At 61.7% G+C, this 24,410-nt stretch carries 23 protein-coding genes; 4 read left to right on the top strand and 19 right to left on the bottom strand.

Features of this window, described 5'->3' with window-relative positions; translation table 11 throughout:
• Positions 1-24: 24 nt before the first annotated feature.
• Together ACI2JX_RS17645 and ACI2JX_RS17640 are read left to right on the top strand one after the other, a co-directional pair.
• A complete protein-coding gene (locus ACI2JX_RS17645) occupies positions 25-606 on the top strand; it encodes a DUF6436 domain-containing protein (protein WP_404690632.1) in 582 nt (193 codons plus the stop codon).
• A gap of 236 nt (positions 607-842) precedes the next feature.
• Positions 843-1,922: an S-type pyocin domain-containing protein gene (locus tag ACI2JX_RS17640; protein ID WP_404690631.1), complete on the top strand. Its 1,080-nt coding sequence runs from the start codon at positions 843-845 to the stop codon at positions 1,920-1,922.
• Between the two features lie 41 nt (positions 1,923-1,963).
• Here the strand turns inward: ACI2JX_RS17640 and ACI2JX_RS17635 are convergent, their stop codons facing one another.
• Positions 1,964-2,515: a sugar O-acetyltransferase gene (locus tag ACI2JX_RS17635; protein ID WP_264236791.1), complete on the bottom strand. Its 552-nt coding sequence runs from the start codon at positions 2,513-2,515 to the stop codon at positions 1,964-1,966.
• 85 nt (positions 2,516-2,600) lie between these two features.
• Between ACI2JX_RS17635 and ACI2JX_RS17630 the strand changes: the two genes are divergently transcribed.
• Together ACI2JX_RS17630 and ACI2JX_RS17625 are read left to right on the top strand one after the other, a co-directional pair.
• Positions 2,601-4,964 (top strand): penicillin acylase family protein, encoded by a 2,364-nt coding sequence (locus ACI2JX_RS17630; RefSeq protein WP_404690630.1) that lies wholly within the window; start codon positions 2,601-2,603, stop codon positions 4,962-4,964.
• A gap of 68 nt (positions 4,965-5,032) precedes the next feature.
• Positions 5,033-5,854 carry an alpha/beta fold hydrolase gene (locus tag ACI2JX_RS17625; RefSeq protein WP_404690629.1) on the top strand — a complete coding sequence of 274 codons (822 nt, stop codon included), beginning with the start codon at positions 5,033-5,035 and terminating at the stop codon, positions 5,852-5,854.
• A 99-nt stretch (positions 5,855-5,953) separates the two neighbouring features.
• Here ACI2JX_RS17625 and ACI2JX_RS17620 read toward each other — a convergent pair whose 3' ends face one another.
• The 18 genes from ACI2JX_RS17620 to ACI2JX_RS17535 all read right to left on the bottom strand — a co-directional run bounded on the left by ACI2JX_RS17620 (position 5,954) and on the right by ACI2JX_RS17535 (position 24,102).
• The gene (locus tag ACI2JX_RS17620) at positions 5,954-6,832 is read right to left on the bottom strand and encodes a transporter substrate-binding domain-containing protein (protein ID WP_264236795.1); all 879 of its coding nucleotides are present in this window, start codon (positions 6,830-6,832) and stop codon (positions 5,954-5,956) included.
• Positions 6,829-7,602, bottom strand: coding sequence for an amino acid ABC transporter ATP-binding protein (locus ACI2JX_RS17615; protein WP_264236796.1), 774 nt, complete (start codon positions 7,600-7,602; stop codon positions 6,829-6,831). Before ACI2JX_RS17615 ends, ACI2JX_RS17620 begins: the two co-directional genes overlap by 4 nt.
• Positions 7,599-8,258, bottom strand: a complete 660-nt coding sequence (locus ACI2JX_RS17610) for an amino acid ABC transporter permease (RefSeq protein ID WP_404690628.1) — start codon at positions 8,256-8,258, stop codon at positions 7,599-7,601. The genes ACI2JX_RS17615 and ACI2JX_RS17610 overlap by 4 nt, the downstream gene beginning before the upstream one ends.
• Positions 8,239-8,904 (bottom strand): amino acid ABC transporter permease, encoded by a 666-nt coding sequence (locus ACI2JX_RS17605; protein WP_186555878.1) that lies wholly within the window; start codon positions 8,902-8,904, stop codon positions 8,239-8,241. Before ACI2JX_RS17605 ends, ACI2JX_RS17610 begins: the two co-directional genes overlap by 20 nt.
• A 566-nt stretch (positions 8,905-9,470) precedes the next feature.
• Positions 9,471-10,256, bottom strand: coding sequence for a MetQ/NlpA family ABC transporter substrate-binding protein (locus ACI2JX_RS17600; protein ID WP_404690627.1), 786 nt, complete (start codon positions 10,254-10,256; stop codon positions 9,471-9,473).
• A 183-nt stretch (positions 10,257-10,439) separates the two neighbouring features.
• Positions 10,440-11,387, bottom strand: coding sequence for a sigma 54-interacting transcriptional regulator (locus ACI2JX_RS17595; protein WP_264236798.1), 948 nt, complete (start codon positions 11,385-11,387; stop codon positions 10,440-10,442).
• A gap of 65 nt (positions 11,388-11,452) precedes the next feature.
• Positions 11,453-12,034, bottom strand: a complete 582-nt coding sequence (locus tag ACI2JX_RS17590) for an alpha/beta hydrolase (RefSeq protein ID WP_368971722.1) — start codon at positions 12,032-12,034, stop codon at positions 11,453-11,455.
• Positions 12,035-12,212: 178 nt separating this feature from the next.
• The gene (locus tag ACI2JX_RS17585; protein WP_186555874.1) at positions 12,213-12,614 is read right to left on the bottom strand and encodes a biopolymer transporter ExbD; all 402 of its coding nucleotides are present in this window, start codon (positions 12,612-12,614) and stop codon (positions 12,213-12,215) included.
• A 1-nt stretch (position 12,615) separates the two neighbouring features.
• Entirely contained in the window at positions 12,616-13,338 is a 723-nt protein-coding gene (locus ACI2JX_RS17580; RefSeq protein WP_186555873.1) for a MotA/TolQ/ExbB proton channel family protein, read from the bottom strand.
• A 45-nt stretch (positions 13,339-13,383) separates the two neighbouring features.
• Complete coding sequence (locus ACI2JX_RS17575) at positions 13,384-14,178, bottom strand: energy transducer TonB (RefSeq protein WP_404690626.1); 795 nt, start codon at positions 14,176-14,178, stop codon at positions 13,384-13,386.
• Positions 14,179-14,566: 388 nt separating this feature from the next.
• Positions 14,567-15,556: a sulfate/molybdate ABC transporter ATP-binding protein gene (locus ACI2JX_RS17570; RefSeq protein ID WP_186555871.1), complete on the bottom strand. Its 990-nt coding sequence runs from the start codon at positions 15,554-15,556 to the stop codon at positions 14,567-14,569.
• A gap of 3 nt (positions 15,557-15,559) precedes the next feature.
• Complete coding sequence (cysW, locus tag ACI2JX_RS17565; protein ID WP_186555870.1) at positions 15,560-16,432, bottom strand: sulfate ABC transporter permease subunit CysW; 873 nt, start codon at positions 16,430-16,432, stop codon at positions 15,560-15,562.
• Between the two features lie 14 nt (positions 16,433-16,446).
• On the bottom strand, positions 16,447-17,265 hold the full coding sequence (gene cysT, locus ACI2JX_RS17560) for a sulfate ABC transporter permease subunit CysT (RefSeq protein WP_186555869.1): 819 nt from the start codon (positions 17,263-17,265) through the stop codon (positions 16,447-16,449).
• A gap of 96 nt (positions 17,266-17,361) precedes the next feature.
• Positions 17,362-18,369: a sulfate ABC transporter substrate-binding protein gene (locus ACI2JX_RS17555; RefSeq protein WP_368971725.1), complete on the bottom strand. Its 1,008-nt coding sequence runs from the start codon at positions 18,367-18,369 to the stop codon at positions 17,362-17,364.
• A 47-nt stretch (positions 18,370-18,416) separates the two neighbouring features.
• A complete protein-coding gene (gene oscA, locus ACI2JX_RS17550) occupies positions 18,417-18,599 on the bottom strand; it encodes a sulfur starvation response protein OscA (RefSeq protein WP_016489716.1) in 183 nt (60 codons plus the stop codon).
• A 297-nt stretch (positions 18,600-18,896) separates the two neighbouring features.
• Positions 18,897-21,953 (bottom strand): efflux RND transporter permease subunit, encoded by a 3,057-nt coding sequence (locus tag ACI2JX_RS17545; protein WP_404690625.1) that lies wholly within the window; start codon positions 21,951-21,953, stop codon positions 18,897-18,899.
• Positions 21,950-23,017: an efflux RND transporter periplasmic adaptor subunit gene (locus tag ACI2JX_RS17540; protein WP_404690624.1), complete on the bottom strand. Its 1,068-nt coding sequence runs from the start codon at positions 23,015-23,017 to the stop codon at positions 21,950-21,952. Before ACI2JX_RS17540 ends, ACI2JX_RS17545 begins: the two co-directional genes overlap by 4 nt.
• A complete protein-coding gene (locus ACI2JX_RS17535; protein WP_404690623.1) occupies positions 23,014-24,102 on the bottom strand; it encodes an efflux RND transporter periplasmic adaptor subunit in 1,089 nt (362 codons plus the stop codon). Before ACI2JX_RS17535 ends, ACI2JX_RS17540 begins: the two co-directional genes overlap by 4 nt.
• Positions 24,103-24,410: the final 308 nt, after the last annotated feature.

The raw sequence follows: 24,410 nt of genomic DNA, 5'->3' as shown, positions 1-24,410 counted from the left end.
CGGCCACTGGTCTACGGACAACCCATGCCGACACGATCCATCAAGATGCTGCTGGGCACGCTCACGGCACTACTCTGCGCCGCCGTTGTGTGGTGGGCCTACGACAGCTTCCAATCCCGCTACCTGCGCCCCTTCGACAATCAAACCACCCTGTTCGACGGCAGCCCGCTACGCCTGCCCGCCGAACTCGCCGGACCTGGACCGATTCGCGTGGTGCACTTCTGGGATCCGGCCTGCCCGTGCAACGTCGGCAACCAGCAGCACCTGAGCGAACTGATCGAGCATTTCACACCGCTGGGGGTCAACTTTCATCTCGTGCAAAGGCCGGGCAGCCAGGGTCAGCTGCCCGCCGACCTTGCTCGTCTGCAGTTGATTGCCAACCTCCCAGGCAACGAGCAACTACCCGCCAGCCCCGCCGTGGCCATCTGGGACCGTCAAGGGCGGCTGGCCTATTTCGGCCCTTACAGCGAAGGGGCGGTGTGCAATTCCAGTAACAGTTTCATCGAGCCGATCCTCAAGGCGCTGCTGGAAGGCCGCCAAGTACAGGCCTCCAACACCTTGGCCATAGGGTGTTATTGCCCCTGGCAAATAGCGCCGACGCAATAAATATGTACCGCATTAGCGGCTCAAGGCAGACCTAGCTTAGGAATCTCCAAAACGAGGAGAACTGTATGGCTAGCCAACGCTTCAGCAACCTGTCCCCCGCCAGTGCAAACCAGGATCGCTCTCGGGCAAATCAAAACGAAAGACAGCAGTCTCGAATCAACCGGCAATTTGAGCAGAGCAACCAAAAGCTCCAGCAACTGGTTGCCACTCAGAAGCAATACATAGACGCCCGTTCAATGTTGGCGAACCTGCTCAGATCCCTCGACGACCCCGCTCACTTCGCTGGCGAGCCCGAGCGGCAAATCTCCGACCTGATCAAGGCCCGCACCAGCCTGCGTGAACTAGCGTTCCAAACTGCGTTGCGCGCGCAACTATTGCAGAGTGAACCCGCCAGCATCGATTTAGCCTTGCGTCTGCAACGGCGTCCGTTGCCGAACGATCGCAGGCAGGAGCTCACGGAGCTCAGAGCCCGAATCACCAACGTCCTCGACAATCATCTGAGCACATGGCCAAACGAGAGCGAAATGGCGGACGCGCTGCAAACCATGGCTGCACGGGCTATCAATAGTGCATTCGACCAGCAGGCCTCACTCGCCACGCTAAGCAGCTCCGTCACCTTCAATGCCTGGACTGCCAGCACCTCTCATGCATTGGTGCTGGCAACCTCGCGTGGCGGCATCGCCCACTTCGAATCGGTTTGGGGGCGCCTCGCTGAGTCGCTGCAAAGCCTTGCCCCGCGCCTTCGAGAGCAAGCGCTAGATACCAATGACAGGCAGGCAACCTTGATGCGCTACTCGGCGCGACTGGGCGATGGTGGGCGCATGGGCATCAGCGTACCGCTGTCATACATGACCCCAGGCACAAACCTTGCCCAACAAGCTAACCAGCTGATCGACCAAACCCTGGCTCTGCAGTTGCACATGCAGGTTGCAGCAGTTGCCGAACAGACTGAGGTGGCACTGGTAGCTACCGGCAACACGCGCGATGTGCGTGTACGCCAGGCCCTGTGGGATGCTGACCTGGGCGCCTATCGCTTCAACAGCGAAGGCCCAGGCTTGGCTAGCGTTCGGTGGCACCCGACCACACCGCCGTCCAGCCTGCCGACCATCGATCCCGAGACCGGCAACGCCATCGCACCGCCGCCAATCGACGAGGAGGTGCAAACCCACTTCCCAGGTAGCATCAGCGTGCCTCGCGAGCCGGAGATTCGCAGGGTGCTGCCAACGAGCGAAGCGCAGATCGATGACTACGTCATCACCTTCCCTGCCGACTCGGGGCTGGCGCCGATCTATCTGATCCTGCGCAATCAGCTGTAGCCCCTCGCAGCCCTGCGGCCGACACCGCAGGGCTCTTAGCTTCAGCCGCGCACCCGCGCCGGATTGCCTACGACCGTCGCCCCCGCCGGTACATCACGGGTCACCACGCTGCCAGCTCCGACCACGGCATTGTCGCCAATGGTCACGCCCGGCAGGATGATCGCCCCGCCGCCAATCCAGACATTATTGCCAATGGTCACCGGCCGTCCGCTTTCCAGCCCGGTGCGGCGCACTTCAGGGTCCATAGGGTGATCGGCAGTGTAGATCTGCACACTGGGGGCGATCTGGCAGTCGTTGCCGATGCGCACCGGCAGGACGTCGAGGATCACGCAGTTGAAGTTCATGAAGGTGTTGGCACCCACGCTGATGTTGTAGCCGTAGTCGCAGAAGAACGGCGGGCGGATAACCACCCCTTCGCCAACACCGGCAAAGTGTTCGACCAGCAATGCATGCCTACCGTCGTTGAGCAGCTCGGCGCTGTTGTTGTAGCGCTGCATCCAGTGTTTGTTGGCGATCTGCTCCGCCTGTAGCTCGGGGCAGCTGGCGTGGTAGAGCTGACCGCTGAGCATTTTCTGTTTTTCGCTTAGGGACATGGAAACTCCTTTCGGGACTATTCTCTGATCGCGAATCCGTCGATGATCGGACCACAGTTTGCCCCCGAATGCACAAGGAGTCCTGATGAAACGCAGCCTGAGCGTGTTGGCCATCGTCATCGCCGTGGCCGCTGGCGCCGGTTACTGGTACGTACAGGGCAAGCAGCCGCAGCGCACCGGCGAAGTGGTGATCAGCGGCCTGCAAGCGCCGGTCAGCGTGCGCTATGACGCCCGCGGCGTACCGCACCTGCAAGCGCAGAACGAAACCGACCTGTACCGCGCACTGGGCTATGTGCATGCCCAGGACCGGCTGTTCCAGATGGAGATCATGCGCCGCCTGGCGCGGGGTGAACTGGCCGAAGTGCTCGGCAGTAAATTACTGCCCACCGACACCCTGTTTCGCAGCCTGCGTATTCGCGAGCAGGCTGAACGCATGGTCCAGCGCCAGGACCGTCAAGGCCCGGCCTGGAAGGGCCTGCAAGCCTATCTGGATGGGGTCAACCAATGGCAGGCCAGCCACCCCAAACCCATGGAGTTCGACATCCTAGGCATCCCTGCACGCCCCTTCACCGCCGAAGACACCCTGAGCATCGCCGGCTACCTGGCCTATAGCTTTGCCGCGGCGTTTCGCACCGAGCCTGCACTGACCTACATTCGCGACCAGCTCGGTCCTGAGTACCTGAAGATCTTCGACCTTGACTGGCAGCCCGACGGCGCCCTCGCAACGCCCCTGGCCAGTGCCGATTGGCGCAGCCTGGAGCAGTTGGCGCGGCTCAGTCACGACGCGCTGGGCGAGGTAGGCATCCCGCAGTTCGAGGGCAGTAATGCCTGGGCCATATCAGGCAGCCGCACGCGCAGCGGCAGGACGCTGTTAGCGGGCGACCCCCACATCGGTTTCGCCGTGCCAGCGGTGTGGTATGAAGCCGAGCTCTCTGCCCCAGGCTTCAACTTGTATGGCTATTTCCAGGCGCTAAACCCCTTCGCGCTGCTGGGCCACAATCGCGACTTTGGCTGGAGCCTGACCATGTTCCAGAACGACGACGTCGACCTGATCGCCGAGAAGGCCAATCCGGCCAATGCCGAACAAGTCATGATCGACGGCCAGTGGCAAACGCTGCAGCAGACCCAGCAGCAGATCGCGGTCAAAGGTGAGGCACCGGTGGATATCACCTTGCGTCGCTCGCCCCACGGCCCGATCGTCAATACCGTGCTGGGCGAAAACGCCGGACCTGCTCCAATCGCCATGTGGTGGGCCTTCCTGGAAACGGAAAACCCGGTGCTTGAAGGCTTCTACCAGCTCAACCGGGCCGATACCCTGGGCAAGATGCGTTTGGCGGCGGTGAAGATCCAGTCACCAGGGCTCAATCTGGTATGGGCCAACGCCCGCGGCGATATCGGTTGGTGGGCGGCAGCGCAACTGCCGATCCGTCCCGATGGGGTCAACCCGGCGTTCATTCTCGACGGCAGCAGCAGTCAGGCACAGAAGCTTGGTTTCTACCCCTTCAGCGTCAACCCGCAACAGGAAAACCCGGCGAGCGGCTACATCGTCTCGGCCAACTACCAGCCACCTGCCGCCGTGCCAGTGCCCGGCTACTACAACCTGGCCGACCGCGGCCGCCAACTCGACCGTCACCTGGCCAACCCTGAGGTGAAGTGGGACGTGGAGAATAGCCAGGCACTGCAACTGGACACCGCCAACGACTATGGCCCGCGCACTCTAGCGCCACTGCTGGCGACCCTGCGCAGCGTTGCCGAGGGCGATCAGGAGAAGGAGCTGGTTGAACAGCTGGCCGCTTGGCGCGGCGACTACCCGCTGGATTCGACCAGCGCCACGCTGTTCAACCAGTTCCTTTACGAACTCGCGTATGCAGCGTTGCATGATGAGCTGGGCGACAGCTGGTTCCCGGTGCTGATCAGCACCCGCGCCATCGACGCCGCCTTGCCGCGCCTGGCCGCCGATGCCGACTCGCCCTGGTGGAATCAGCGCGGCGCCAACCAGCGTACCGACCGCGTTGCCATCGTTCGTCAGGCCTGGGGCAAAAGCCTGGCGCACTTGCGTGAGACCTTCGGCAAGGACCCGGCAAACTGGCAGTGGGGCAAGGCCCACACCCTGACGCACGGCCATCCGCTGGGGGTGAAAAAACCGCTGAATCTGTTGTTCAACGTCGGGCCGTTTGCCGCACCGGGCACCCATGAGGTGCCGAACAATTTGTCGGCGAAGATTGGCCCGGCGCCTTGGCCGGTGACTTATGGACCGTCGACACGGCGGGTGGTGGATTTTGCCGATGCGGGGCAGGCAGTAAGTATCAACCCAGTGGGGCAAAGTGGAGTGCCGTTCGACAAGCATTATGCTGATCAGGCCGAGTCCTACATTGAGGGGAGATATTTCCGGGCAAAGATGGGAATTATCCCCGCACAGAGCACGCTTCGACTGGTGCCTACTAAGTGAGTAACGGGTATCGACTGCTCTAAACGCTAGCAAGCTAACTCACCTCCCAGCGAACAACGGAATAGTGCATGCACAAGCAATTCATTGAAATCGATGGCGCAAGGATGAGCTACATCGATCAGGGCCATGGCTTCCCAGTGCTACTTGGCCACAGTTATTTGTGGTCTGCAGACATGTGGCAGCCACAGATCGAAGCGCTTTCAAAGCATTTCCGGGTGCTGGTTCCTGAGCTCTGGGGGCACGGCGACTCCGACACACCACCATCAACTACCGTGGACATGAATGCACTGGTGCGCCAGCACTTGGCATTTCTCGACGCGCTGAAAATTTCCAAGTGCCATTTGGTCGGTTTGTCGGTGGGTGGGATGTGGGGTGCTCCATTGGCAATCGAGCACCCCGAACGGGTTGATCGTTTAGTGCTGATGGATACCTACCTGGGCGCCGAGCCTGAAACCACACGTCAGCAGTACTTTGCGCTGCTGGACGCGGCCAATGCGGCGGGAGAATTCAGCGATCAACTGCTGGACACGATTGTGCCGATCTTCTTTCATGCCGGTGGACAGACCGTGCCCTCAATTCGCGAGCGGTTTCGCGCCCAGCTCAAGGGGCGCAGCGCACAAGCGCTACACAGTAGCCTCGTTCCTATGGGCCGATTGATATTTGGTCGCCCCTCTTGGTTACCACGGTTGAGCGAACTGCCGGCAGAACGCACCATCATTCTGTGTGGCGATCAGGACACCCCGCGCCCCCCTACGGAGGCCAACGAAATGGCAAGATCGATCAATTGCCTGGCCGCGCTCATACCCCAGGCGGGGCATATCTCCAACCTGGAGAACCCTGAAGCCGTCAATGCGTTTCTCTTGAACTGGTTGCCCCGCAATAGCTTCTGATTCAGCGACCTGAAGGTTTTCTCGCAACGCTCGGTGTGTGTCGAAAACCGCGCCGACCTGCACTTTGAAAGTGGGCCGCGAAGCGGCCCGGTTTTCCGATCACCCCTGCCACTTGCCGCCTTCGACAATCACGCTCTCAGGCTTGGTGTCATCAGACAGCTCTTTACGCACATACTGGTCATACAGCTTGAGCAGGAATTTCTCCTCACCCAACTTGGCCAGCTCGGCATTGACCCAATCGCGCAGCTCGGTGTTGCCCTTCTTCACCGCCGGCGCAATCGGCGCTTCCTCACCCAGCAGCTCCGGCAACACGCGATAGCCCGGATTCTGCTTGGCCCAGCTGAACAGAATCAGGTTGTCCTGGGCGTAAGCATCGCCACGGCCGTTGGCCAGGGCTTGCAGCGATTCGCTGTTTTTCTCGAACTTGAGCAGTTTCCAGTCCGGATGGTTCTTGGTCAGCCAGATGTCAGCGGTAGTCCCAGTGGTGACGATGATGGTCTTGTCCGCCAGGTCATCGAGCTTCTTCACCGCGCTGCCGTCAGCCACGATGGCCTGCACCGCGACGCGCAGGTTGGGATTGGTGAAGTCCACCGCTTCCTTGCGCTCCGGGGTCACGGTCATGTTGGCCAGGATCAGGTCGACCTTGTCGCTCTGCAAAAACGGAATACGGCTGGCCGGCTCGACCGCGACGAATTCCACCTTGTTCTCGTCGCCCAGCAGATCAAGGGCCAGACGCCGGCCGATATCGGTATCGAAGCCCACATAACGGCCGCTTTCATCGACGAAACCGAACGGCGGTTTGTCGGTGAACACACCGACGATCAGCTTGTCGCGGGCCTTGATCACTTCCAGGTAGCTGGTGGCCGGCGCCGGGGTTGCCGCGCCGGGTTTGGCCGGCTCTTCAGCCTTGTTGCAGCCGGCCAGCAGGGCCAGGCCGAACAACGGCGCCAGCAGTTTGGTGAGGTTGGCAGTTTTCATGACAGTTCCTTTTCTAATGTCTTCGGCAGGCTTTCGACGAAGGAGAATTTCTCCAGGAACTGCTGCGCGCGTGCGGTTCGCGGTTGGGTGAAGAAGCTCTCGGGGTCGCTTTGTTCAAGGATCCTGCCGGCCTCCATGAACACGATGCGATCGGCCACCGCGCGGGCGAAGGCCATTTCATGGGTAACGATGAGCAGGGTCATGCCGTCGCGGGCCAACCCTTGGATAACTTGCAGCACTTCCTTGACCATTTCCGGATCGAGCGCGGCGGTGACTTCATCGAACAGCATCACCTGCGGATTCATGCACAACGAACGCACGATCGCGATGCGCTGCTGCTGACCGCCGGACAGCTGGCGCGGGAAGGCGTCGCGCTTGTCCAGCAAGCCAACCCGCGCCAGCAGTGCTTCAGCCTGGGCCTGGGCTTCACCGCGCTGGCGCTTCTGCACCTTCAGCGGGCCAAGCAGCAGGTTGTCGATCACGCTCATATGGCCGAACAGGTGATAGCTCTGGAACACCATGCCAACCCGTTGGCGCACCTGGCGCCAGTTGGTGCCCGGTGCAAGCAGTTCTTGGCCTTCCAGGCGCAAGTGGCCGCTGTGGGCCTGTTCCAGGCCATTGAGGCAACGCAGCAAGGTGCTCTTGCCGCAGCCGCTGGGGCCGAGGATTACCACCACTTCGCCGGCGTGAACCTGCAGGTCGACATCTTTGAGTACCTGCTGCTCGGCAAAGTATTTGTTGAAGCCTTGGAATTCGATCAGTGCGTTCATGCGTGGGCCCAGCGACGTTCCAGCGCGCGCGAGGCGGCGGACAGCGGATAGCAGACAAAGAAAAAGAACAGGAACAGCGCGCCATAGATCAGCACCGATTCATAGGTGCGTTCGATGATCTGCTGGCCAGCCTTGATCACCTCGACCACGCCGATCAGCACCGCCAGCGAACTGGTCTTGATGATCCGCGTGTAGATGTTGATGGTCGGCGGGGTCATGCGCTTGAGCGCCTGCGGCAGCAGCACGTAGCCATACAACTGCCAACTGGCCAGGCCAATCGACAGCCCCGCCTCACGCTGGCCACGCGGCAGCGACTGCAATGCACCGCGCACCACCTCCCCCACTTCGCTGGCGCCCCACAGGCCCAGCACCAGCACCGCACACCAGAAGCTGGGGATGCTGATGGAAAAGAAGATCGGCAGGCCGAAAAACACCAGGTACAACCAGACCAGCACCGGGATCGCCCGGAATAGTTCCAGGTACACCTGCAACAGCAGGTTCAGCAGCCGGTTGCCGACAGTGGCGAGCACGCCATAAAGCACCCCACCCAAGGTCGCGAAGACAATTCCCAGGGCCGAAATAGCCAAAGTTTGCGCTGCCCCAGCCGCCAGTTGCGGCAGCGAGATCAGCAGCAGCTCAGGAGCCGAACTGGCCATGTTGCAGCCTCCGTTCGACATAGCGCAGCAGCAGCGACAGCGGCAGGAACAGCAACACGCAGAGCAGGGTCAGCACGGCCAGCATTTCGTAAGTCTTGTAGTACAGGGCGATGTAGTTCTTGGTGGTGTAGAGAATCTCCGGCACCGCTACCGCCGAGACCACGGTGGTCTCCTTGAGCAGGAAGATGAAGTTGGCGAACAGCGCCGGCAAGCTGAGGATGCCAGCCTGGGGCAGGATCACATGGCGCAGCAGCTGGCCCTCGGACAAACCAATCGAGCGCCCCGACTCCAGCTGTGCGCGCGGCACCGCCTCGACACCCGCGCGCAGGACTTCGGTCAGGTAGGCACCGCCCATGAACGTCATGGTGATGATTGCCGCGGCAAAGCCGGACACCTTCACCCCAAGGGTGGGCAAGGCGAAGTAGATGAAGAACAGCTGGATCAACAGCGGCGTGTTGCGCGCCAGTTCCACGTAACCCTTCACCAGGCGCCACAGGTAGGGGGTGCGAAACACCAGGATGGTGGCGTTGATCACGGCCACCAGCAACGAGGTGGCGATGGCGATCAGGCCGACTTGCAAGGTCACGCCAACGGCTTGGAAAAACGCCGGCAAGGTGCTGAGCATGAACGCGGTGTCGAAGGTCATGGCTGGCGCCTCGACACGAGGTTGCAGGGGTACGGCATTGGAGTCATTCCCAGTCGGCGCGAGGGTCACTCGGCGTCGTTGTCGATCAAATCAAGGGGTGCGGGTAAGCACGCTGGGTAGACTCTAAAGGTATAAAAAACTTTCTCTAAATACCCTTATTGCATATTGATATCACTTGATGGGCTAACCAGAAATTTCCTACCTAAGCTTGGGATCTTTCATGGAAAAAGTACCTCAAACAGGTTTCAAACTGTGACCTGCACGGCCCATCACACCAACAAGGACGATAACGATGAACAGCCCCTGCACCCCGACTTCGAACGAACAACTCCAGTGGTTGCTGGCTTTGCGCAAGGCCCTTGCTGGACAGCGCTGATTCCTGTTTGTCAGGTAGGCCCTATCGCGGGGCAAGCCCGCTCCCACGCGCCGTTTTTAACGTTGGATAACTGCGTGGGAGCGGGCTTGCCCCGCGATAGGGCCGGCACTGACAACCCAGCACCCCCGGCACAAACAAAAACGCCGACGCAAATGCGTCGGCGTTTTTCATACGGGATGACCCCGGCGTATCAGAACGCCGGCAGCACCGCACCGCTGTACTTCTTGGCGATGAATTCCTTCACCTCTGGGCTGGTCAGGGCCTTGGCCAGCTTCTGGATGGCGTCGCTGTCCTTGTTGTCAGGACGCGCCACCAGGAAGTTCACGTAAGGCGAGTCGGCACCCTCGATCACCAGGGCGTCCTTGGCTGGGTTCAGGCCAGCTTCCAGGGCGTAGTTGGTGTTGATCATGTCCAGGTCGACCTGGTCCAGCACACGCGGCAGCATGGCCGATTCCAGCTCGCGGAACTTCAGCTTCTTCGGGTTCTCGGCGATGTCTTTCGGGGTCGCCAGGGCGTTCTTCGGATCTTTCAAGGTGATCAGGCCAGCCTTCTGCAGCAGCAGCAGGGCACGGCCGCTGTTGCTCCCTTCGTTAGGGATGGCAATGGTGGCGCCTTCCTTGAGCTCGCTCAGGCTCTTGACCTTCTTCGAGTAGCCACCGAAGGGTTCGACGTGCACGCCGATCACGGTTTCCAGGTGGGTGCCCTTGCCTTCGTTGAAGTTCTGCAGGTAAGGCAGGGTTTGGAAGTAGTTGGCGTCAAGACGCTTCTGGTCGACCTGCACGTTCGGCTGAACGTAGTCGGTGAAGACCTTGATCTGCAGGTCGACGCCTTCTTTGGCCAGGGTCGGCTTGATCAGCTCGAGGATCTCGGCGTGGGGTACCGGCGTTGCGGCAACTACCAGTTTTTCAGCCGCGTGGGCCAGGCCAGTCAGCGACAGGGCAGCAGCCAGGGCCGCAGTCAGCAGGGATTTCTTCATGGTGATCCTTAATCAAGCTGGGCCATCGGCGATGGCAATGTTGGGTGCCCAGCGCAGGCTGCGGTGGACGTGAGGCGGACGATACCGGGATTTTTTATTCCGGAACAATATCTTTTGCTTAGCTGCTTATTCCAAAAACAAACTGCCATTACCGCGTTTGCTTATGAGCGGCTACGCGCCGCTCTAGCGCGCAGGTTGCTCAAGGTTGGCCAGGGCGTTTTCCAGCAGCTGGCGCAGGGCGGCGGCGGTTTCTGGCTCGCGGCTACTGCTCAGTTGTGCCAGCTGGGCGGCGAGGCTGGCCAGCGGCGCGGTGTCGGGCAGGTCGAGATGCTCGGGGAGAATTTCCTCGCCGTCGCTGACCAGCAACGCGAAGTGAATGACGTTTTCCAGCTCACGGGTATTGCCCGGCCAGCTGTGAGCTTCCAGTGCCTGTTGCGCTTGCTCGCTGATCAGCGGCAGCGGCCGCTCCAGGCGCACGCTATAGATCCCGACGAAGTACTCGGCCAACGGCAGGATGTCGCCGACCCGCTCACGCAACGCCGGCAACTCCAGTTCGCCTTCATGGAGGTAATGATACAAGCGCTCATTGAAGCGCCCCGCCCGGACCGCCAGGCCAAGATCGATGCTGGAAGCGGCGACCAGGCGCACATCCACTGGCTGCGGATGCTGCGCACCGACGCGGGTGACTTCACGATTTTCCAGGGCGGCGAGCAACTTGCCCTGGATGGCCAGCGGCAGGTCGGCGATTTCATCCAGATACAGCGTGCCGCCATTGGCCGAGCCAAACCAACCCGCACGGCTGCTGGCGGTGCCGCCATGGGTGCCAGCGCTGTAGCCGAACAACTCGGCATCGGCGTAGGTGTGGCTGATGGCCGCGCAATTGACCGAAACGAACAGGCCGCCACGGTCGCTGGCCCGGTGGATCTGCCGCGCCAGCAGCTCTTTACCGGTACCGGTCTCGCCACGGATCAACACCGGCAACGGCTGTGGCGCCAGGCGCTCAAGGTCTTGGCGCAGCTGCTGCGAACGTGGGTCGACGAACACCAGCGCCTTGGCGCGGATGCTCAGCGGGCTTTTATCCAGTTCCGGGAAGGTCAGCAGGGGCTGGCCGAAAGGGCTGTGAAAAGTCATGACAAACTCCCGCCCGGGGCCGCTACCGGCCGGGCGTCTCAGGCATTGTGTGGATAACCGCCGGATCAGGCGCGGCGCAGTGCGCGTTGCTCGATTCGGCCCTGCAGGCGGTAGAGGTAAGCGAAACCCTGCTCCCAGCGCTCATGGCCGGACTTGACGTTGATATGCCCGGCATTGGCCAGCAGGCCAACCTCGGCACCCCACGACTGGGCCAGGTACAACGCTCGCGGCACGTTGACCGCCGGGTCGTTGTCGGAGCTGACCACTTGGCTAGGGAACGGCAGCGCCTGCATCGGGATCGGCGCAAAATTGCGCAGCGCCGGCGCGCACGTGGGCCGCTCGACATCAGCCGGGGCCACCAGCAAGGCACCGCGTACCTGGCGCAACAAGGCTGGGCTGGCCTGCGCCGCCCAATGGGCAACCGTGATGCAACCCAGGCTATGGGCGATGAGAATCACCGGCGAGCTGTCGGCGCCAATCGCCTGCTCGAGTGCCTGCACCCAATCGCTGCGCAGCGGCGTCAACCAATCGTGCTGCTCGACCCTGGCGCTGTTGGGCAGGCTGCGTTGCCAGTGACTCTGCCAATGATTGTCTGGCGATCCTTGCCAGCCCGGCACAATCAGGTACCGAATCGACTCATTGCGCATGGGGGACGCCTCCTGGAAGTTTGCGTGCTTGCAGACAAGTATAGGGAGGGAGTTATATTCGTAAAGGAATAAGAAGCTATTTATTTATAACTTATCTTCAGCTTTAAGCTAAAAAAGAAGGGCCATCCCCTGCCAAGAGATATGGCCCTGAAGCACTTGCCTGAAGAAGGTTTGCCGATCAGCGCGCGGTAATCACCGCCAGCTTGGTAATGCCAGCACGCTCGATGGCCGCCATGGCCCGCGCCACCTCGCCATAGTTGACGCCGTCGTCAGCCTGCAACTGCACGCGCAGCTCGGCATCCTTGGCCTTGGCATCCTTGAGGTTGGCTTCCAGCAGGTCGGGCTGGATTTCATCCTTGTTGATGAACAATTTGCCGCCGCCATCGATGCTCACCACCAGCGGATCCTTCTGCTCCACCGGGGCTACGGCCTCGGTCTTGGGCAGGTTGATCGGGATGGCGTTGGTCAGCAGTGGCGCGGTGACGATGAACACCACCAACAGCACCAGCATGACGTCGACCAGTGGCGTAACGTTGATTTCACTGAGGACTTCGTCGCTGTCCTGGGTCGAGAAGGCCATATCAGGACGCCTCCTTCACAGGCTGGGTAAAACCAGTCTGGGCCTTGTGCACAGCAGGGTGGACCAGCACGCGGAAGGCACTCTTCTGCGCCAGGCTGTAGAAGTCGTGGGCAAAATCATCGAGGTCGGCGGCGGTCAGCTTGAGCCGGCGCAGGAAGTAGTTGTAGACCAGCACCGCAGGCACGGCGACGGCGATACCGACACCCGTGGCGACCAACGCCGCACCGATCGGACCGGCCACGGTTTCCAGGCTGGCCGAGCCTGCCGCACTGATGCCTTTAAGCGCCTCCATGATCCCCCACACAGTGCCGAACAGGCCAATGAACGGTGAGGTGCTGCCGATACTGGCAACCACTGCCAAGCCGGTTTCCAGCGAGCGGCGCTCGCGCACGATCTGCTGACGCAGGGCACGTTCGAGGCGGTCCTGATGGTTGATCGACTGGCTCAGGTCGCTGGCATGGCCTGGCTCCCCCACCGCGATAGCCGCGTAGCCGGACTGAGCGACACGGGCAGCAGGGCCGGGCAGTTCATGGCTGATTTCTGCAGCTGAATCGAGGCTTGAGGCGGCCCAGAATTGCTGATGAAAGCGTTTGTCCTGGTTCTTCAAGCGCACGAACTGCACCACCTTGACCAAGGCCAGGCCCCAGGTGACGACAGAGAAGCCAACCAGCAGCCAGATGACTGCGCTTTCTACGGATTCGAGAGGGGATGCCAACAGGCTCATGATGAAGTCTTCCTATGTTCTGCCAATGTTCTGTTCAGGTGCGTATTAACGAAGCTTGAAATCGATCGGGACACTGACCCAGCCGGCCTGGGCCACATCACCCTGCTTGGCGGGGACGAAGCTCCAGCGCTTGACCGCAGCCAACGCGGCGGCGTCCAGCGCATCGCGGCCGCTGCTTTTCTGGATCTGGATCTGCCCCGGCTTGCCGCTGGCCAGTACCTCGACCCGTAGCAGCACGGTGCCTTCCCAGCCGCGGCGCTGGGCCATCTGCGGATACTCCGGCGCCGGGTTCTTCAGGTAGGCGGCGTTGGCCGATGGCGGCGTGACCGGCGCTGGAGCAGGCGGCGCCACTGGCGCGGGCGCGGCGACGGGGGGCGGCGGCGTTTCGACCGGCTTGGGCTCGGGCTTGGCCACAGGCTTAGGCGCGGGCTTGGGTTTAGGTTTTGGCACTGGCTTGGGTGCCGGCTTGGCTGCCAACTCGTCGACTACCGGCGGCGGTGGCGGCTCGACGATTGGCGGCGCAGGCGCAGGAGGCGGTGGCTCGACCACCGGTGGCGCCGGTGCGGCGAACTCGATGGTCATCGGTGGAATCTGCGGCGGCACCACTGGCAACGGTGGGGTTGGCGACTGGCTGACCCAGTAAGCGGCGGCGCCGTGCAGGGCCAAGACCAGCAAGGCCAGAGCCCATTTGTCGCGGCGCTTGAGGCCGCTGACCGGCGTGCGTTGCAGGCGCAGTTGGCCGAGCGGCAGGCGAAGCGTCCGTCCAAGCTCGACCAGGTCGCCCGGGGCCGGACGCCATGGCTGGTCGTAGGCCCTGACGGCCGACTGGACATTACCCATTTGATCAAACTCCTGGGGTGTTGATTCAGGTCTTCAGCCCTCCTTGGGTGGGCCTCGTGGCTGAATCATCGACGCCAGACGCTTATCTCTGAAAGTAATGTTTAAAATTAAAGCTAGATCGTTATCGAATAAATGATTTTACTAATTTAGGCAAAGCCGCGTCGTTGTTGGGCTGTGGCGAACCTGCGAAAATCCCATGCATTAGCGGCATGTGAAATATTCACCCAAGGCATCCCCGTCTTGCCTGAAACACGCTTCGTGGGAGCGGGCTTGCCCCGCGATAGCGATGGTGCAGCGGACTACGCTATCGCGGGGCAAGCCCGCTCCCACGAAGTAGTGGCCCAAAAAAAACCGGGCGTTCGCCCGGTTTTTCAACTCACTCAGATGCTCAAATATCCGCCACCTTCTGCCAAACCTTGGGCCGGAAGAACAACGTCTCCCCGCGCGCCAGCCCGGTCAGGCTGTCGTGATCCTTGACCACCTCGGCCTCGATCAGCTCGCTCTGCCCAGCCACTTTCAAGGTCACCCGAGTGGTCGCGCCCAACGGCCGAATATCACGCACCTCAGCCGCATGATGGCCCTCGGTCTCATGCCGCGACAGCGACACCTCGTGCGGGCGGAACAGCACGTGGTTACCCTCGCTCAGCGCCAGGCGGTTCGAATCACCGAGGAAGTGATAGACAAAATCGTTGGCCGGCTGCTCATACACCTCACCCGGCGAGCCAATCTGCTCGATCACACCCTTGTTCATCACCACGATGCGGTCGGCCACTTCCATCGCCTCTTCCTGGTCGTGGGTCACGAACACCGAGGTGAGGTTGATGTCCTCGTGCAGCCGCGCCAACCAGCGACGCAGCTCCTTACGCACCTTGGCATCCAGCGCGCCGAACGGCTCGTCGAGCAGCAGCACCTTGGGCTCGACCGCCAGGGCGCGAGCCAGGGCAATACGCTGGCGCTGGCCGCCGGACAGTTGCTCGGGGTAGCGGTCGGCCAACCAGTCGAGCTGGACCATGTTCAACAGCTCATGGACCTTCTCGGCGATCTTGCTCTCGCTCGGCCGCTCGCCCTTGGGCTTCATGCGCAGGCCGAAGGCGACGTTGTCGAACACGCTCATGTGGCGGAACAAGGCGTAGTGCTGGAACACGAAACCGACGTTGCGATCACGCACGTCATGCCCAGAAACGTCCTCGCCATGGAACACGATGCTGCCATCATCCGGCGTCTCCAGGCCGGCGATGATCCGCAGCAGGGTGGTCTTGCCGCAGCCGGAGGGGCCGAGCAACGCCACCAGCTCACCGCTGTGGATATCCAGGTTGATGTTGTCCAGGGCCTGGAAGCTGTTGAAGCGCTTGCTGACGTTACGAACTTCGATCGACATGAATTATTCCTCCGCTGCGCTTTGGCGCAGGCGGTTAATACGGTTCTCGCTCCACTGCTTGAGCAGCAGGATGAAGAGCGCCAGGATCAGCAGCAGGCTGGCCACGCTGAAAGCTGCGACGTGGTTGTATTCGTTGTAGAGGATCTCGACGTGCAGCGGCAAGGTGTTGGTCACCCCGCGAATGTGCCCGGAAACCACCGACACCGCACCGAACTCGCCCATCGCCCGCGCAGTACACAGCACCACGCCATAGATCAGGCCCCATTTGATGTTCGGCAAGGTCACGTGCCAGAACATCTGCCAGCCGTTGGCGCCGAGCAGGCGCGCGGCCTCCTCTTCCTGCGTGCCCTGCTCCTGCATCAGCGGGATCAGCTCACGGGCCACGAACGGCACGGTGACGAAGATGGTCGCCAGGACGATCCCCGGCAGGGCAAAGACGATCTGGATATCGTGATCCTGCAGCCAGGGCCCGAACAGGCCCTGGGCGCCGAACATCAGCACGTAGACCAGGCCGGCGATCACCGGCGAGACCGAGAACGGCAGGTCGATCAGCGTCACCAGGATGCTCTTGCCGCGGAAGTTGTACTTGCTCACGCACCACGCGGCGCTGACGCCGAATACCAGGTTCAGCGGCACCGAAATGACCACCGCCAACAAGGTGAGCTTGAGGGCCGACAAGGCATCGGGCTCGAAGATCGCTTCGAAGAACGTGCCAAAGCCATTCTTCAGTGCCTGCGACACGACGATGACCAGCGGCAACAGCAGGAACAACGCAAACACCAGCCAGCCAAGGCCGATCAGCACACGCCGCGAAGTGGCACTGCCACGGCGGGCGGCGTTGGCGGCGGCCGCCGCGCCAATAGTTGAACTAGACATGAGCCGGGCCTCCTTCAAGGGGTTTCGATGCGCCGCTGCAACAAGTTGATCAGCAGCAGCAGGATGAAGGAAACCACCAGCATCAACACGCCGATGGCAGTGGCGCCGGTGTAGTCGTATTGGTCGAGCTTGACCATGATCAGCAGCGGCAGGATCTCGGTCTTCATCGGCATGTTGCCGGCGATGAAGATCACCGAGCCATACTCACCCACACCGCGGGCGAAGGCCAGGGCGAAGCCGGTCAACCAGGCCGGCAGCAGTGCCGGCGCAAGGATGTAGCGGAACACCTGCAAGGGTTTCGCGCCCAGGCATGCAGCGGCTTCTTCGACCTCCCGCGGGATGTCCGCCAACACCGGCTGCACGGTCCGTACCACGAACGGCAGGGTGACGAAGGTCAGGGCCAGGGTGATGCCCAGCGGGGTATAGGCGATCTTGAAGCCCAGGTCGGTGGCGAACTGACCGACCCAGCCAGCCGGTGCGTACAGCGCGGTCAGCGCAATACCGGCCACGGCCGTGGGCAAGGCGAACGGCAAGTCGATCATCGCATCGATGATCTTGCGCCCAGGAAAGGTGTAGCGCACCAGCACCCAGGCCAGCAGGGTACCGATCACGCCATTGATGATGGCGGCGAACAGGGCGGTGCCGAAACTCAGCTTGAGCGCGGCGATGACCCGCGGCGCACTGATGATGTTCCAGAACTGCTCCCAGGTCAGCTGCGAGGCATGAATGAACATGGCCGCCAGCGGTATCAGCACGATCAGGCTGAGGTACACCAAGGTGTAGCCCAGCGTCAGCCCGAAGCCGGGTATGACGGGGGAAATACGACGTGACATAAAGGTCCCTGGTTGAACGCACGAAGCCCGGGACAAGTCCCGGGCCAGTACAGGCTACTGAAGGGTGTTGCTCCCGAGAGGCACTGTAAGGGTGACTTACTGCGCCTGATAGATCTGGTCGAACACGCCACCATCGTTGAAGAACTTAGGTTGTGCAGTCTTCCAGCCACCGAAGTCCTTGTCGATGGTTACCAGATCGAGTTTGGGGAATTGCTTGCCAAATTCGGCGGCGACTTTCTCGTCACGTGGACGGTAGAAGTTTTCTGCGGCGATCTTCTGCCCAGCTGGGCTGTACAGGTGCTTGAGGTATTCCTCGGCGATCTTCTCGTTACCCTTTTTCTGCGCGTTCTTGTCGACCACAGCCACTGGCGGCTCGGCGAGAATCGACAGCGAAGGCACGACGATTTCGAACTTGTCGCTGCCGCCATCTTCCTTGAGCGCCAGGAACGCTTCGTTTTCCCAAGCCAGCAGGACATCGCCCTGGCCGTTGTTGACGAAGGTGATGGTCGAGCCACGCGCGCCGGTATCGAGCACCGGAACATGCTTGAACAGCTCCTGCACGTAAGCCTTGGCTTTGTCTTCGCTACCACCGGTTTTCAGGCCGTAGGCCCAGGCGGCGAGGAAGTTCCAACGCGCACCGCCGGAGGTTTTCGGGTTCGGGGTGATCACCGAAACGTCTTTCTTGATCAGGTCGCCCCAATCCTTGATGCCTTTCGGGTTGCCCTTGCGCACCAGGAACACGATGGTCGAGGTGTAAGGGGTGCTGGCGTCTGACAGGCGGCTCTGCCAGTTCTCTGGCAGGGTCTTGCCGAGCTTGGCGATTTCGTCGATGTCGCCGGCCAGGGCCAGGGTCACGACGTCGGCGCGCAGGCCGTCGATCACTGCCCGGGCTTGTTTGCCCGAGCCACCGTGGGATTGCTGGATCTTCACCTTGTCGTCCGGGTGAGCCTGTTGCCAGTGCTTGATGAACTCGGCGTTGTATTGCTGGTACAGCTCACGGGTCGGGTCGTAGGACACGTTCAGCAGTTCGTAGTCCTTGGCGATTGCGGAACCGGCAAAAACGGCACTGGCCAGGGCGGCAAGCGCATAACGGCGGATGGACATGGTGAAGCTCCCGATTGGCATTTTTCTAATTAGTAAGTGAGGCGGTATCAGCCGGACTTGTTGCCGGGCTGCTGCAGGCGGAACTTCTCCTTGCGCTCGATCTGTACGACCTGAGCGTTATGCACGGTAATCTCCACCGCACCGAAACGCAGATCGCGCAAGGCGCTCTGAATCTCACGCAGAATGGTGGCTTCGTCCTGACCGTCGATGCTACGCAGAGATGCACTCATGCTCGTTCTCCTGTGAGTGAAGTGCCGGGCAGAGGTTTGAAGGGGATTTGCGCCTGGCTTGAGGCTCATAGTAGTGAGGCGCGGATATTCTTAAAAATACTGTTTAAGAATGTTTATATAACCATTTTTAACAAGCCTACAGCCTGGTCCTAGTACTGGGGCCGCTTTGCGGCCCTTCGCGGGCGCCCGCTCCCACAAGGATTGAGCAGATCTTGAGAGCAGCGCTGTACCTGTGGGAGCGGGCTTGCCCGCGAAGGGCTGCAAAGCGGCCCCAAAGCGCTCAGCAACTTCAAGGTTTCAGGTTGATTTGCCCTGCGGCTCACGGATCTTGTACCAGGCCACATACAGCGCGGGCAGGAACAACAGCGTCAGCAGCGTTGCACTGATGATGCCGCCGATCATGGCGTAGGCCATCGGCCCCCAGAACACTTCCCGGGCAATCGGGATCATGCCCAGGCTGGCCGCTGCCGCCGTGAGCAGAATCGGCCGCCGACGATGGTTGGTCGCCTCCATTACCGCATCCCATGGCGAATAACCTTGAGCCTCGAACTCATCGATCTGGGTCACCAGGATCACCGAGTTACGAATGATGATTCCGGCCAGCGCCAAGATCCCGAGAATCGCCACGAAGCCCATGGGCGTCCCTGTCGGCACCAGCGCCAGCACCACGCCGATCAAGCCCAGCGGCGCCACACTGACCACCAGGAACAACTTCTGCACGCTGTGCAGTTGGATCATCAGGAAAGTCGCCATCAAGAACAGCATCAACGGAATGACCTTGGCGATCGGCCCTTGCGCCTTGCCGCTCTCCTCCACCGTACCGCCGGTGGCCACCTCATAACCGGGCGGCAGCTGGCTGGCGAACTCGTCGATCTTCGGCTTGAGCTGGGCCACCAGGTCGGTGGGCTGGATCTCGCCGCTGACCGACGCCTTGATGGTGATGGTCGGCTTGCGATCACGCCGCCATACCAACGGCTGCTCCAGCTCATAGCGCACGGTGGCGAACGATAGCAGCGGGATGGAAGTGCCGTTGGGGGTGAGGATCTGCAGGTTCTGCAAGGTGTCGGGCGAGCCGCGCTCGCTGTCCTCGGCGCGGGCGATCACATCGACCAGGTAGATGTTGTCGTTGACCTGGGTGACCGGCACGCCGCTGACGATGCTGTTCATCACGTTGGCCACGTCCTCGGACGAGAGGCCCAATTGGCGCGCCTTGTCCTGGGCGATCTCGACCCGCAGCACCTTGCCCGGCTCATTCCAGTCGTAGATCATCTCGCCAATATGCGGGTTGGCATCGAGTAAGGTGGCCAGTTCGATCGCGTGCTTGCGCACCTGGTCGATGTCCTTGCCACTGACCCGATACTGGATCGGCCGCCCTACCGGCGGGCCCATTTCCAGCGACTGGACGTTGGTGCCGATCCCTACGAAGTCTTCACGCAGGATCTTCTGCAGACGCTCGATCAGGCCCTGGCGCTCTTCCAGGCCTTTGCTGACGATCACCAGCTGGGCGTAGTAGGGATTCTGCAGTTGCTGGTCGAGCGGCAGGTAGAAGCGGATCGCACCCTGGCCGATGTAGGTGCTCCAGCGCACCAGGTCCGGGTCGTCCTTGATCTTCGCTTCCAGGCGATCGACCACCTTGCGCGTCTCTTCGATCGAGGCGTTTTGCGGCAGGTTCAGGTCAACCAGAATTTCCGGTCGGTCCGATGCCGGGAAGAACTGGTTCTGCACGAAGCGCATGCTGAAGATCGCCAGGGCGAACAGCAGCACCGTGCCGATGATGGTCAGCCAACGGTGACGCATGCACCACAGCAACCCACCCTCGAATGCCCGCCCAACCCGGCCTGGCTCGGCGTCGTGCGCCTTGAGCTTGTCGCTCTTGAGAATATGCACGCCCAGCACTGGGGCGAAGAACACCGCCACCACCCAGGAGACGATCAGCGCCACCGCGATCACCGCGAACAGGGTGTAGGTGTACTCGCCCGCAGAGCTGGCGTTGAGGCCGATGGGCACGAAGCCCGCCACCGTCACCAGGGTGCCGGTGAGCATTGGGAAAGCCGTCGAGGTGTAGGCGAAGGTTGCCGCCTGCTCCTTGCTCTCACCCATCTCCAAGCGTGTGACCATCACCTCCACGGTGATCATTGCATCGTCCACCAGCAGGCCCAGGGCGATGATCAGCGCGCCCAACGAGATCCGCTGCATGGTAATGCCGCTGTACTCCATGAACACGAACACCATGGCCAGCACCAGCGGAATCGAGCAGGCCACCACCAGCCCGGCGCGCACGCCAAGGCTGACGAAACTGACTGCCAGGACGATCACTACCGCTTCGAACAGGGCGCTGGTGAAGCCACCGACCGCTTCCTCGACCACCACCGACTGGTCGGACACCGTGTGCACCCCGACACCTACCGGCAGCTCGGTGACGATGCTGTCCATCTTCTCCTTGAGCGCCTCGCCGAACACTTGGATGTTGCCGCCGGCCTTCATGCCAATGGCCAGGCCGATGGCGGTCTGGCCGTTGTAGCGGAACATCGGCGCAGGCGGATCGGTGTAGCCGCGCTCGATATTGGCGATATCCGCCAGGCGGAAGAAGCGATCGTTGATCCGCAGGTTGACGGTTTCCAGGTCTTTTTCCGAGGCGAACTGGCCAGTAGTGCGCACCGAAATACGCTCCGGGCCAGCCTCGATCACCCCGGCCGGGGTCACTGCGTTCTGCGATTGCAGGGCCTGCATGACCTGGCGTTGATCAATACCCAACGAGGCCAGCTTGCGGGTCGAGAAATTCAGGTAGAGCACTTCGTCCTGGGTGCCGACCAGTTCGATCTTGCCGATATTGGGCACTTCGCGGACTTCGGCGCGCGCCTGCTCGACATAGTCGCGTAGCTGTCGCAGGGTCAGGCCGTCGGCGGTAAAGGCGTAGATCGAACCGAACACATCGCCGAATTCATCGTTGAAACCCGGCCCCTGGATGCCTTGGGGAAACTGCCCGCGAATGTCATCGATCTTCTTGCGCACCTGGTACCAGATCTGCGGGATGTCCGCCGCTTTGGTGGTGTCGCGCAGGTAGACATAGACCGTCGACTCGCCTGGGCGGGTATAGCTTTTCACATAGTCGAGCGAATCGAGCTCCTCCAGCTTCTTCTCGATGCGATCGGTGACCTGGTAGAGCGTCTCGTCCTGGGTCGCGCCGGGCCAGCGGGTCTGAATCACCATGGTCTTGATGGTGAACGACGGGTCTTCCTCACGGCCGAGATTGAAGTAGGAAAAAACCCCCATCAGCAGGCCAACGAACATTAGGTACCAGACGAAGGATTGGTGCTTGAGCGCCCATTCCGAGAGGTTGAAGCTTCCTTTCATCGTTCTTCCTCATCGAAGGTGACCTGCTGGCCGGGCTTGAGGGTATTGACCCCGGCAGTGACCACGCGCTCCCCAGGCTGCACCCCGGAAGCGAGGATGATGCTGTTGGCTGTACGCGTGATCAGGGTGACGTCGCGGGTGCTGACGGTTTTTTGTTGTGGGTCGACCACCCAGACCTGGGTCTTGCCATCGCGCTCGAGCAGCGCGGTGCCCGGCAGCTCGGTACGCGGGGTCACTGCCGAAGTCAGGGTGACACTGATCGCCGTGCCCAGATGGAAGGCAGCGGGGGTGTCAGCCAGGGTCAGGCGGGCGCGGCGCGTGCGGGTGGTGGCGTCGGCCTGCGGCTCCAGCTCGCGCAGGGTGGCGGTGGTGTGGATGCTCGGATCGAGCTGCGAGGCAACGGTGAAGGTGAGGTCTTTGTTCAACTGCTCGGCGAGTTGGATGGGCAGGTCGATGACGGCCTCCTTGACGTCAGGCCGGGCCAGGGTGACCACTTCTTGACCGGCGCTGACGGTTTGCCCGGCCTCGGCTTTCCAGGCGGTGACCACGGCGGCATGGTCGCTGCGCAGCGTGCTGTAGTCGAGTTGATCGCGGGCTTGGCTTACCGCCGAGCGCGCTTGTTCCAACGACGCGCCGGTGGTTTTCAGGTCGGTCTGGGCAATGTCCAGCTGAGCCTGGGCGCCGACGCCGCGGTCGTACAACTGTTGCTGGCGGCGGGCGTTGGCCTGGGCATTGATCCACTGCGCCTCGACCCTGGCCAGATCGCCCTCGGCGGCGCGCAACTGGTTTTGCTGATCGGTCGGGTCGAGGGTCGCCAGGGTATCGCCAGGGTTGACCCGCGCGCCCACGTCCAGCCAGCGCCGGGCAATGCGCCCAGAAACACGAAAGCCCAGGGTGCTCTCGAAGCGCGCCTGGATGCTGCCAGCAAAGCGCCCCAGCAGCGATTGCACCTGCGGCTCTACCAGCATCGACAGCACTGGACGGATCGGCTCGGGTTTTTCTTCATCGCTGCCACAAGCGCTGAGCAACAGGCCGGCAGACAGTATCAGCAGTAAGCGCTTCATGGCGCGGCCCCTCCGTCCTTGGCGCTGACCTTCTCTACCTGCATGCCCGGGTGCAATAACTGGCCGCCACTGACGACCACGGTCTCACCGCCCTTGACCCCGTCGGCGACGACGATCTTGCCGGTCAGGTAACGGCCCACCTGGACTTTGCGCAGCTCGACCTTGTCGCCCTCGCCGACTACCCATACGGCGGGCTCCTTGAGCCCCTTGGTCAGTGCCGACCAGGGCAATTCGATACTTGGCCGGCCCTGGCTGCGCCCGGTGGCGGTCACGGGCGACCCCAATTGCATCCCCGCCGGCACATTGCGCAGGGCCACCTTGACCTGCACCGTGCCGCTCTCGGCAGACACCGTTGGCGTGATCTCACGCACCCGGCCCTCGGCCTGGATCTTGGGATCATCCAGCAGGCTGACGATCACCCCCTCATCGCTTGGTGGGGCAATCAACAGTGACTCATAGACGTTGAAGACCGCATCACGGTCGCCATCCACCGCCAGGCCGAAAATCGGCATGGTCGCCTGCACTACTTGGCCGACCTCGGCCTGCCGCGCCGTTATCACGCCATCGGCTTCGGAAACCAGCGCGGTGTAGCTCAGTTGTTCCTTGGCGTTGGCCAACTGCGCCTGGGCCGCCTTGAGCGCGCTCTGGCTGCTGCGCAGGGCGGCTTGGGCGGAGTCGTATTCACTCTGGCTGGTGTAGCCCTTGGGTAGCAGTTTCTGCTGGCGAACGAACGCCGCGCTGGTCTGGGTGACCCGCGCCTGCTCGGCGAATACCTCAGCCTTGGCCGATTCGACGTTGTTCTGCAGGTCTTTCGGATCGAGCCGGGCGAGCACCTGGTTGGCCTTGACGTGATCGCCCACATCGACGCTGCGCGAGATGATCTTGCCACCCACGCGGAACGACAGATCGGTCTGCACACGCGCTTGTACGTCACCGGTCAGGGTGACCTTGGCGGCGAAATCAGTGGGTTGGACTTGCAGTACACCTACCCTGGGCAGTTTCGGACTCGAGACTTCCTTCTCGCACCCCGACAGCAGGAACAGCAACCCCAGGCAAACGACCGACAGTAGACGCCTCAACGTCATTCAGGCTCCTTGCTTGCGCGCAAATGGTTCGAGGGATGCGACTGTTAGCGTAGATCAGGGTTCCGAAAAGGACACTGATGGGGGTCAGTTAAGGGAAATTGTCGTCTGTTCTGGCCTCTTCGCGGGCAAGCCCGCTCCCACAGGTATTGCGTTGGCCTCTGGAACAGTGGAGTGCCAATTTTTTTCAGAAACCATCAAGCCCAGCAGACATCCCGCTATCTCGAGAACCCCACAATACCTGTGGGAGCGGGCTTGCCCGCGAAGAGGCCAGCACAGCCACAGCCAACCCTTGCCACATCCAGAAACCA

This window comes from Pseudomonas sp. NPDC088890 (assembly GCF_044900155.1).
GTDB classification, from domain to species: domain Bacteria; phylum Pseudomonadota; class Gammaproteobacteria; order Pseudomonadales; family Pseudomonadaceae; genus Aquipseudomonas; species Aquipseudomonas urmiensis.
The sequence above is the reverse complement of the archived record's forward strand: the minus strand, read 5'-3'. Positions and strand labels throughout refer to the sequence as shown.

Coding starts and splice junctions, on each gene's coding strand:
- ACI2JX_RS17555 (WP_368971725.1), bottom strand. CDS start 18,369: ATGTCCATCCGCCGTTATGCGCTTGCCGCCCTGGCCAGTGCCGTTTTT.
- ACI2JX_RS17615 (WP_264236796.1), bottom strand. CDS start 7,602: ATGAACGCACTGATCGAATTCCAAGGCTTCAACAAATACTTTGCCGAG.
- ACI2JX_RS17590 (WP_368971722.1), bottom strand. CDS start 12,034: ATGCGCAATGAGTCGATTCGGTACCTGATTGTGCCGGGCTGGCAAGGA.
- cysW (WP_186555870.1), bottom strand. CDS start 16,432: ATGTCTAGTTCAACTATTGGCGCGGCGGCCGCCGCCAACGCCGCCCGC.
- ACI2JX_RS17635 (WP_264236791.1), bottom strand. CDS start 2,515: ATGTCCCTAAGCGAAAAACAGAAAATGCTCAGCGGTCAGCTCTACCAC.
- ACI2JX_RS17585 (WP_186555874.1), bottom strand. CDS start 12,614: ATGGCCTTCTCGACCCAGGACAGCGACGAAGTCCTCAGTGAAATCAAC.
- ACI2JX_RS17570 (WP_186555871.1), bottom strand. CDS start 15,556: ATGTCGATCGAAGTTCGTAACGTCAGCAAGCGCTTCAACAGCTTCCAG.
- oscA (WP_016489716.1), bottom strand. CDS start 18,599: ATGAGTGCATCTCTGCGTAGCATCGACGGTCAGGACGAAGCCACCATT.
- ACI2JX_RS17580 (WP_186555873.1), bottom strand. CDS start 13,338: ATGAGCCTGTTGGCATCCCCTCTCGAATCCGTAGAAAGCGCAGTCATC.
- ACI2JX_RS17595 (WP_264236798.1), bottom strand. CDS start 11,387: ATGACTTTTCACAGCCCTTTCGGCCAGCCCCTGCTGACCTTCCCGGAA.
- ACI2JX_RS17640 (WP_404690631.1), top strand. CDS start 843: ATGTTGGCGAACCTGCTCAGATCCCTCGACGACCCCGCTCACTTCGCT.
- ACI2JX_RS17645 (WP_404690632.1), top strand. CDS start 25: ATGCCGACACGATCCATCAAGATGCTGCTGGGCACGCTCACGGCACTA.
- ACI2JX_RS17625 (WP_404690629.1), top strand. CDS start 5,033: ATGCACAAGCAATTCATTGAAATCGATGGCGCAAGGATGAGCTACATC.
- ACI2JX_RS17630 (WP_404690630.1), top strand. CDS start 2,601: ATGAAACGCAGCCTGAGCGTGTTGGCCATCGTCATCGCCGTGGCCGCT.
- cysT (WP_186555869.1), bottom strand. CDS start 17,265: ATGTCACGTCGTATTTCCCCCGTCATACCCGGCTTCGGGCTGACGCTG.
- ACI2JX_RS17620 (WP_264236795.1), bottom strand. CDS start 6,832: ATGAAAACTGCCAACCTCACCAAACTGCTGGCGCCGTTGTTCGGCCTG.
- ACI2JX_RS17575 (WP_404690626.1), bottom strand. CDS start 14,178: ATGGGTAATGTCCAGTCGGCCGTCAGGGCCTACGACCAGCCATGGCGT.
- ACI2JX_RS17540 (WP_404690624.1), bottom strand. CDS start 23,017: ATGAAGCGCTTACTGCTGATACTGTCTGCCGGCCTGTTGCTCAGCGCT.
- ACI2JX_RS17610 (WP_404690628.1), bottom strand. CDS start 8,258: ATGGCCAGTTCGGCTCCTGAGCTGCTGCTGATCTCGCTGCCGCAACTG.
- ACI2JX_RS17605 (WP_186555878.1), bottom strand. CDS start 8,904: ATGACCTTCGACACCGCGTTCATGCTCAGCACCTTGCCGGCGTTTTTC.
- ACI2JX_RS17545 (WP_404690625.1), bottom strand. CDS start 21,953: ATGAAAGGAAGCTTCAACCTCTCGGAATGGGCGCTCAAGCACCAATCC.
- ACI2JX_RS17535 (WP_404690623.1), bottom strand. CDS start 24,102: ATGACGTTGAGGCGTCTACTGTCGGTCGTTTGCCTGGGGTTGCTGTTC.
- ACI2JX_RS17600 (WP_404690627.1), bottom strand. CDS start 10,256: ATGAAGAAATCCCTGCTGACTGCGGCCCTGGCTGCTGCCCTGTCGCTG.